The organism is Methylomagnum sp. (assembly GCF_054333355.1).
Window position 1 is genome coordinate 1 of record NZ_JBTEKS010000160.1, and the last position, 9,269, is coordinate 9,269.

A 9,269-nucleotide genomic window follows, 5' to 3' on the forward strand; every position below is an offset into this window, starting at 1 on the left:
CCTGGTCCGCCGGGGTGGAAAACGGCGGTCCCTGCATCTCGTCGTTGTCGTATTCCAAGGTAATCAGCAGCATCGGCGCTTCCTCCGGCAACAGGGCCACCAGTTGTGCCGCGTAACGCGGCTGCGTCTCGGGCGGCATGGCGATGAGCGCGGCCCGGTCGTACACGGCACCGATTTCGGGCAAGTCCTCCCGGCGCAGGGCGAAGAAATCTCCTTGAATCAGGCAGACGCCCTCGGCTTCAAACGCCCGCAATCCATCGCCGAGGTCGCGGCTTTCCGGCTGCAAGCCCTGCTCGGCGAAGAACTCCCGCACCGCCAGCGGACTCAGTTCCACGCCCACCATCGGGTGCCCCAAGCGGCGCAAATACACCAAGTCCAGGCTCTTGCCGCATAGCGGCACCAGCACCGCCCGTTCCGCGCCGATGCCAAGGGACGGCCAATGCCGTTCCAATTGCTGGTTGACCGCATCGCGGTGGAAACCGATTTCGCGGCTTTCCCATTTTTCCAGCCAGAACTCTGTATCCATTGAAATACTCACTTGTGTAGGTCGGGCTTTAGCCCGATGTTGGCTGGGTTTCGGCCCAATGTAGGTCGGGCTTTAGCCCGAGGCCACTCAAACACGGAGTCGGGCTGAAGCCCGACCTACAGCTTACAAGCCCGCCGCCGCCTCGCCATCCTTGAACATCACCAACTGGTTCTCCGCCAGCTTGGTCCAGGCTTCGTTGTCCGTGAGCGGCAGCGTGGCGATGACGGTCACGCGGTCGCTGGGCGTGGTGACTTCGCTGAAATCCACCGTGATGTCCTGGTCCACCAAATGGGCCTGGGCGAAGGGCGCCCGGCGGGTGATGAAATGCAGGTTGGTGGAGCAGTGGGCGTAAAGCGCGTCACCGTCCGACAGCAGGTAATTGAAGACGCCGTGCCGGGCGATGTCCGGCGTCAGTCGTTGAAGCCTGCGGAAAATATCCTCGTCGCGGGGGCGCCCCTCCGGGAAGGCTTGCCGCAGGATATCCAGGATATGGCAGAACGCCAACTCGCTGTCGGTGTCGCCGACCGGCTGATATTGGCTCGACAGCGCGGGCCGGTAGTTTTCCAGGTTGCCGTTGTGGGCGAATATCCAGTAGCGGCCCCACAACTCCCGCTGGAACGGATGGCTGTTTTCCAGCGCGATGCGGCCTTGGGTGGCCTTGCGGATGTGGGCGATGACGTTGGTGGAATGGATCGGATAGCGCCGCACCAAGTCGGCCACCGGCGATTCGATCGTCGCCTTCGAATCCAGAAACACCCGGCAGCCGCGCCCCTCGAAAAAAGCGATGCCCCAGCCGTCCCGGTGATGGTCGGTCAGCCCGCCGCGCACATGGAAGCCTTCAAAGGAAAAACAAATGTCCGTGGGGACGTTGCAATTCATGCCTAGCAATTGGCACATGGGATGGGCCTTCGGAAGTTGGGAGGGGCGGCGCTAGTATGCCATGGGAGCGCGGCCATCCTGGCCGCGATTGAGCGGGCGAGACGCCCGCGCTCCATTCTCGCCTCATGCATCCGCCGCCGCATCTTCGCCAGTCTCGGCGGCGGCTGGAGCCGCCTCCGGTTCCGGCGCTGCTTCCGCCTCGCTAATCTTCGGCACCAAGGGAAAGAAGCCATCCAGCATGGCCGCTTCGGCGATGGGTTCGAGGAACGCCGCCTTGAGCGTCCACGAGAACACGCCCGCGAACAAATAGGGCCAAAAGCCCATGTTGATGGGGATGCCGGACACCAGCTTTTCAATGCCGATCAACAGCAAGGGATAAGCGGCGACGAGGCCCACGACTTCGAATATCGTGGCGATGATCCGGTATTTGAGCAGCGCGGCGTAATGCTGCTTCTGAATCGCAAGCCCTGCGGCGGCGGTGCGCTGGAAATCGCCCGCGCCCGCGAAGAAATACCAGGCCAGGATGGTTTGATGATTGCGACCGAATAGGTAGCCGAGGGCTTTGGCCTGATATTTCGCCACCGGGGAATCGACAACGACCGGAGCGGCGGACGCGGCGAGGTCGGCCAAGTCGCTTCGCACATTCCGATCCGCCTCAAACAACCCCGAACGGCTGGGGAAGCTCTCCGAGACCTGCCGCTTGGCATAGTCGATCTGCGCGTTGCCGCCGGGCAAGGTCTGGCCTTTCGCCAAGTCGGCCAGCAGCTTCAACAGCGGCGCCTGGATGCCGTGTAGCCAGACCGGGCGAACCTTGTACATCAGGTAACCAAACGCCGCGAAGCCCAGCGCCGCGCCGAGCGGCCCGATGGCGATGGCGTTCTTCGCCAGGGAGCCGAAGCCGATCAGCGTCCCGGCCCCGGCCAGGGTGGCGAGCAGGAATCCCAGCCCAACGCCGAAACAAATCGCGAAGCGGTACAGCACGAAAGGCATGGATTTCTCGATGGTCCGCGTCGCGGCCAGCAGGCTGAAATTGGACATGGATCACTCCTCTTGGTGGGGGGTTGGTAAGGCGGGCTTATTTTAATCGTTTGGGCGGGAACAAAGGCCGACTCGGTTTTGGAAACCGAGTCGGCCTACGGGAGTGCCGTAAACCCAGAAACACGAAGGCCGCCCAAATGGGCGGCCTTGTGATGAAAGCGGTCGATGATGGGAACGAGTTGGAAGTCGGTGAGAATTCCCTGCTCGTCCGAATGGACTGGTTAGTTGATCCCGTACTTCTGCATCCGATATAGCAGCGTGTCGCGGGAAATGCCCAGCAACCGGGCGGAACGGCTGCGGTTGCCATTGGTGCGGTTGAGCGCCTGACGGATCAGGTCCATCTCGACCTTTTCCAGGTCGATGCCCAGTTCCGGCAGGTCGAACAATGGCTTCTGCACCGGCGCACGATTGACGATCTCGGGCGGGAGGTTGTTTTCCTCGATGGTGCGGCCCGCCAGCAAGATGGATAGGCGCTCGCAAACATTGCGCAGTTCGCGGACGTTGCCCGGCCAAGCGTACCCGGAGAGGCGACCCATCGCGGTCTTGCTGAAGGACGCCGAGGGCAGCTTATGCTCCCCCGCGAAGTGGCCCATGAAGTGCTGCAACAAGACGTGGATGTCGCCCATCCGCTCCCGCAGCGGCGGGATTTCCAGGGGCACGACGTTCAGGCGGTAGAACAGGTCGCGGCGGAATTCGCCCTTGGCGATCTTGTCGTGGAGGCTGGCGTTGGTGGCGGCGATGATGCGCACGTCCACCCGGTTGGTGTGAGTCTCGCCGACCGGCTGGATTTCGCCGGTTTCCAAGAAGCGCAGCAGCTTGGCTTGCAGATGGATGGGCAGGGAATCCACTTCGTCCAAAAAGACGGTGCCGCCGTCCGCCGCGGGCAGGCGACCCTGCTGATTGCCGATGGCGCCTGTGAACGCGCCTTTCTTATGGCCGAACAACTCCGACTCCGCCAGGGATTCGGGTAGCGCGGCGCAGTTGAGCGTGATGAAAGGTTTGTCCGCACGGGGGCTGTGATGCTTCAAGGCCTGGGCCAGCACTTCCTTGCCGGTGCCAGTTTCGCCGACGATCAGGACCGTCACGTCCGTCGCCGCGACCATCTTGGCGCTCCGCAACAGCGCCTCGAAATTCGGCGATTGGCCGATTAACCTTTCAAACATAAGCTCACCTCCTCTACTCCTCCGTAACTTACATGCCTACCGAGTGGCGCACCATCGGATTGAGCCAGGGAAACGCCGCCAACAGGCCCAAGGCGATGAGGGTGATCCCTGTCGCCTGGCGAAATTTTTTCATTGTGGATAGCCGCACCATCCAAGAGGTCATTATACCGACCCCCATCACGGCGGGCATAGTGCCCAAGCCGAAGGCGAACATGGTGAAGGTGCTGCGCACCACGTCGCCGGTGGTCGCGGACAAGGCCAGGGCGGCGTACACCAAACCGCATGGCAGCCAGCCCCAGATCATCCCGAACACGAACGCCTTCGGCCAAGTCTCCACTGGCACCAGCCGGCGGCCATACGGCTCGATCCTCTGCCAGACCACGCCGCCCGCTTTCTCTATGTAGGCGAAGCGGGGAAACCAGCCCGCGATGTGCAGGCCCGCGCCAGCCATAACCAAGGCCGAGAGTATCTGCAAAATGCGGTGGCCGTGGCCTTCGCCGAGAGGCATGCTCAAAACATGCTCGGCCAGCCCCGCGAGCATTCCGGCCAGGGAATAGCTCACGATGCGGCCCATGTTGTAGCTGAACACGAAAGGAACCAGCAGGCGCTTGTTTTCGCGGATTTCGCGGCGAAGGCTCAAGGTCAACGAGCCGATGATGGAGCCGCACATCCCTAAGCAATGCAGGGCGCTGAACAGGCCCATCAACAGGGCGACCAAGTAGGATGTGCTGAACGCGTTATCTATATGATGCATAAGGCCGCGAAAGATACCACAAAATATCGGGTTGAACGACCTATAGGCCGGGAGTTATGAAGAATTGACCGGGACCGATTTGAAGACTATCCCGGTCACAAAAAAGCCCTTTCCTGGACAAGCGGGAAAGCCCCACGCAGCCTGACCCGCTTAGCCGAGTTGTCCTAGGAAGCACCTTGAGCTTCGACAGAAGAGAAACGGGCTTCTCCTCGCTGAGGCATTCCAAAACGAAACGCGGCTTCAACGAATTATTGGTTGTTTATGTATTCAAAGAACCGAATATCTTCTTTCAAGAATTCGCAAATATCTTTATTGGCTACCAGATTATCGTATTTTTGTAGATATGATTTGTCTTCGTTGTCATTATAAATCATGAGCCGATTACCACCCAGTTCCGGGATATATTTGGCGAGTTCGGTCACGAAGAACTGGATGTTGGCTAGGGGGACAAGCAGATAGCTATGCCTATTTAAAACATGAATCCCATTATTAAGTTGTGCTTGACCGGTTGTACAGAATAGCTGATAGGAATCCTGACCGTTCCAGAAATCGGTTTTTTTGTAAAACGTATCGTAGAAATGCTCGGGTGTCGGCTGTCTTCCGTTCATTTTTTCCACAAACTCGTAATGAGAAACCACTCGAGAGAACGGCTCTCGCACCACAGCCGCAAAAACAGGTTCGATGCCAACCCCCCTTAAAACACCTGTATAATGATATTCAAAATGTCCGCCGACGAACCGCAACTGATTAAAGTAAGCCTCGCGCTTTTCCAAAGGCACTTGGTCTAGATATAGGTATCCCAGCGGATTATTGTTTTCATGCTGCCAAAAATATCGTTCACGAGGCACCGTTTTTTGAAGCAATGCTCGAATCGCGGTGCCGCCAGTTTTAGGAATATGAAAGAAGCATACCAATTTTTGGATCGCCATAACGCATTAAACGCTTTAAAAAAAGTAATCCCCATCCCCAAGAATCAGGTTTAGGGCTTGATTGACTGACAAACCGGCCAAAGAGGCTGAAAAGGTGAGGCTGCCAAGCCTTTCAACCAAAGCAGCCCTTGCCATGCCCCAGCCAGCCCATCTTTATATCCCCTCAAACAAGGATACAGGCCGGGCCGGGGAATGGCGCTCATTACATTTTCCCAGACGATCAGCCAAATTGGAGTTTTTCCAGAACATTCAGCCGTCCTTGCGTATCGTCCTTGGCCAAGACCATCATCGCTATAAAACCGAATCCGAGACAACGGGGGTCCGTCTTGCGGAGTTCCTCCGCTGTTTCATGAGAGGGTTTCTCAAAGCTAAACTCTAAAGTATAAACCCCCCCTTTACCATCCACCGGCTCTATATCGGCAATGGGTATTTGAACCAACCGAGCGTTTGCGGTTTCGCAATTTTTGCTCAGCAAATAAGCGCCGTTCAAACTCACCTTGTAACTATGACTCATCAGCGACTCCAGGAAGCTAAGCTTTAGGTACATAACATAACCACGCTCACACCGGCTTTCCGGCTCAATTAAGAAACTGAGCCTGGCTTTTGGATAAGTGGACCATGTTCCCCAATGTTCCGGCGTGTGCCAGCCCGCTCCTAAGCGAAACTCCTGTCCGGTATAGAAACTGTCGTCATCCAGAAATCCTTCCCTGAGCACGCCTCTCCTGGACTCTTGAATAACTTTGAGCATTTCCTCGCCCAACGCATCCCGGCCACTAGATATTTCTCGGATCGCATACTCCTTGCCCAAAGTGATAACCGGCCCTGAGCTGACCTTGACTTGGCTGGAAATCTCCAGGGCTGACGCGATAATCCTAATGGAAACATCGGACCAACGGATAGGCTGATAATCTTTATGTATTTTTTCTTCTAACGCTAGCCGGTATTCCGAATCCTCAATGAGTTTCCTGATTGCCTGTTTCGTCGAGTTAATGTCCGACGAATCAATATACACCGCGAAATCCCCACCCACCTCTGGCAATGACGAATTGTGGGTCGTCACGCAAACCTTGCCTTTCACCAAGCTTTCACCAACCGGCAAACCCCATCCTTCGTATAGGCTCGGGTAAACGGTGAACATGGCATTCTCGTATAACATATCGAGTTCGCTATCGCTAATATCCGACAGGATACGGAACTTGCCATTCAAATAGCGGGTGGACACCAATTGCTGAAGAAACTCATTGGCTCGCCATCCAAGACGCCCCACACAAACCACCGAGGGCACATCCACGCCGTCGCCCATTAGCTCCTGCCAAACCCTAAAGATCAGTTGGTGATTCTTCCGTCCTTCAATCGTTGAAACGAATAGAACATAATTTTCTAGCTGGGATGCCTTTTTGATGGACTCAGCCTGGAAGAACTCATTAAACGAGGAACCATTCTGCGTCACGTAAATCGGCGGACAATCCACCGAGATACTCCGCGCATATTTCTTAATGTCTCTCGCGGTATTCTCAGAAACCGACAAGAAGCCATCAACATAACGGAATGACTTGCGGAGAAACGCTTGGAATACCTCCGAGGTTCCCTGATCGCAGGTTTCGCGTGCATAAACTGGAATCAGGTCATGCACGGTCATTACAAAATGGAATCCATACTCGGTTTTGAGGTCGTTAACGCGCTTGAAATAATCTCGATTAACCCAAGCGGCTCCCAGCATGCAAATTACTTTTTTGGCTTTTGTGGAATAGATTTCATATTTTTCCAAGGGCACCGATGGCTCAATATAACCAAGCTTCGCCAACTCCTTGTCGAAACGATATTTTCGCTTTTCAACGGGCCTACCAAGATCATTGAGCAACTGCAAGAAAAAATAGGGATCAATGACGCAAAACGAATTGACCCGATTATCGTAGGAAAGATAATGGACATTCTCGCTAGGATGTAGCGAATACTTGGCGATAGCCAATAAAACGCAGGACTGGACCCGTTGAATTCCCGTTAGATTTTCATGATGACCGATGTAATAGACAAGGTCGGAAATATCAAAGAATAAGTGGGTTTCCTCTGCTTGCCCAGATGACGGCACGGGCGCGGATATTTCAGCACCTTCAACCGCCTCAACCAAGTCGATTGATTTCAGCTTGCTTATATCGGCATATTGGGTCGCCAGCAGCACGTTTTGCTTGGTGCCCTCACAGATTTCGATTTTGTCTCCGCCCTCCAAAGCCACCGGCAGGCTTATATCGAAACCACAGCGCAACGGCCATCCGGCCTGATGCACGTCTTCACGGGGCAGATCCGCTTTTACTCGTGCTGCTGGCAAGTCATTCACTCGGATTATTAATTTGGCAGCACCGGAAAACTCACCCGTGGCGGAATCCTTTTTCGCGCACCAACCTTTAACGGTTTTATCGCTGAGCAATTCAATATGAATTTTATAATTATCCGTGGTTCGGGAAAGATTTTTTGTTTCCACCTTTTTAGCAACCGCCTTATCCCGTGGCGGCGTATATCGGAAAAGCTCGCCAAACTCCTGACTTACTATAACCACCTCATCGTGATTGACGTCAATCGACTCAAGAAAATAAAACTCCATGGCATAGGCACCGTCCCCTTTGTCAGCATCCTTCAAATCCTGTCTGGGTTTGTCACAGATCGTTTTACCGACAAACTCATCATTGACATAAACGGAAACCCCCAACCGGATCTCGGGTACTTCGGGATCCCATCCCCACCCCATTATAGAATTGGACAGTAACTTATCCACATAAAATTCAGCGGCCATTTTGACTCCAGCTTTTTATATCTAATATACCTTTTCACTAAGGTCCATTTAGCCTTTGCCATTATTCCATTAAAAACTAACGTATCGCTATATTATTCGGATACGTGCAAGCAAGTGTTTAATTTATATCAGATGTCTTTATAAGGCAAGTCCGGCATTCCCTTTACAACCCCCCTGCGCATTTTTTGCCGTACGTCACGGTTTGGTATTTTGCAAGACCAAATACCGTGGGACAGTTTTTTAACCTATAAGCCCAGCTTACGATGGCGAACAGGCTTTTACGGGTGACTCAGTGAAAATCGGTGAATCAAGCGGAAATCCGTACCGCCCCAGCAACCGCCCACATCTCCGCTTGACAATCAAACGCTTGATTAACACAATCTAACTCAATCGTTTGATTGAACTCCCGACCCAGGACCGCGAGGCCACCCGTTGCCACACAGCGAAACCACCCCGGACAACCCCGACGCCCGCAGCCGTTTAGTGCTGGCGGCGCTGCGCCTGTTCGCCGAGAAAGGCTACGAAGCCGCCACCACCCGCGAAATCTGCGACGCGGCGGGCGCCAACGTCTCCGCCATCCGCTACTACTTCGGCGACAAGGCCGGGCTGTACCGCGCCGCGTTCACCGAACCCATGGGCGACCTGCCCTGCCACGCCAACATGGGGATTTACGCCAACCTGCCCCTGCCCGCCGCCCTGGACCTGTTCTTCCGGGATTTCCTCGAACCGCTCAAACAGGGCGAGCCAGTGCGGCTGGCGATGAAGCTGCGCTTCCGGGAAATGATCGAACCGACCGGGGCATGGCAAGAAGAAATCGACGCCGAAATCAAACCCCAGCACGAAGCCCTCGTGTCCATGCTGCGCCAGCGCCTGGGCCTGGATCACATCGACGCCGATGTGCAACGGCTGGCCTTCGCCGTTATCGGCATGGCCGTGCATTTCTACGTCGGGCAAGACGTCGTCTCGGCCATTTCGCCGGACCTACTGAATGGTCCCGCCGCCGTCGACATCCTGGCCGAACGCCTAGCCGGTTACGCGCTGTCGATCATCGAAGCCGAGGCGCGGCGCCGCGCCGGAGAAATCACCCCATGACGCGGCCCAACGCCCGCCGGGCCAGCCTCGCCCTGCTGCTGCCGCTGCTGACGGGTTGCGGCGGCGGACTCTTCACCACCGTCGGTCCCGATTACCGGGC

At 55.7% G+C, this 9,269-nt stretch carries 8 protein-coding genes; 1 reads left to right on the plus strand and 7 read right to left on the minus strand.

Translation table 11 applies throughout. The annotated features are described in order from the left end of the window. The 7 genes from ACXWUF_RS12925 to ACXWUF_RS12955 form a co-directional block, all read right to left on the minus strand. A partial coding sequence (locus tag ACXWUF_RS12925; RefSeq protein WP_458495084.1) for a thiopurine S-methyltransferase occupies positions 1 to 526 on the minus strand: 526 nt, incomplete at its 3' end. Between the two features lie 123 nt (positions 527 to 649). Beyond that, positions 650 to 1,423 (minus strand): class II glutamine amidotransferase, encoded by a 774-nt coding sequence (locus ACXWUF_RS12930; RefSeq protein WP_458495085.1) that lies wholly within the window; start codon positions 1,421 to 1,423, stop codon positions 650 to 652. Between the two features lie 105 nt (positions 1,424 to 1,528). Further along, the gene (locus ACXWUF_RS12935; protein WP_458495086.1) at positions 1,529 to 2,443 is read right to left on the minus strand and encodes a hypothetical protein; all 915 of its coding nucleotides are present in this window, start codon (positions 2,441 to 2,443) and stop codon (positions 1,529 to 1,531) included. Positions 2,444 to 2,664: 221 nt separating this feature from the next. After that, complete coding sequence (locus tag ACXWUF_RS12940; RefSeq protein WP_458495087.1) at positions 2,665 to 3,606, minus strand: sigma-54 interaction domain-containing protein; 942 nt, start codon at positions 3,604 to 3,606, stop codon at positions 2,665 to 2,667. Between the two features lie 28 nt (positions 3,607 to 3,634). Beyond that, on the minus strand, positions 3,635 to 4,360 hold the full coding sequence (locus tag ACXWUF_RS12945; RefSeq protein WP_458495088.1) for a sulfite exporter TauE/SafE family protein: 726 nt from the start codon (positions 4,358 to 4,360) through the stop codon (positions 3,635 to 3,637). 248 nt (positions 4,361 to 4,608) lie between these two features. After that, positions 4,609 to 5,289, minus strand: a complete 681-nt coding sequence (locus ACXWUF_RS12950) for a hypothetical protein (RefSeq protein ID WP_458495089.1) — start codon at positions 5,287 to 5,289, stop codon at positions 4,609 to 4,611. 220 nt (positions 5,290 to 5,509) lie between these two features. After that, on the minus strand, positions 5,510 to 8,077 hold the full coding sequence (locus ACXWUF_RS12955) for a glycosyltransferase family 4 protein (RefSeq protein ID WP_458495090.1): 2,568 nt from the start codon (positions 8,075 to 8,077) through the stop codon (positions 5,510 to 5,512). Positions 8,078 to 8,509: 432 nt separating this feature from the next. Here ACXWUF_RS12955 and ACXWUF_RS12960 point away from each other — a divergent pair, with 432 nt between their 5' ends. Then, complete coding sequence (locus ACXWUF_RS12960; RefSeq protein WP_458495091.1) at positions 8,510 to 9,169, plus strand: CerR family C-terminal domain-containing protein; 660 nt, start codon at positions 8,510 to 8,512, stop codon at positions 9,167 to 9,169. Positions 9,170 to 9,269: the final 100 nt, after the last annotated feature.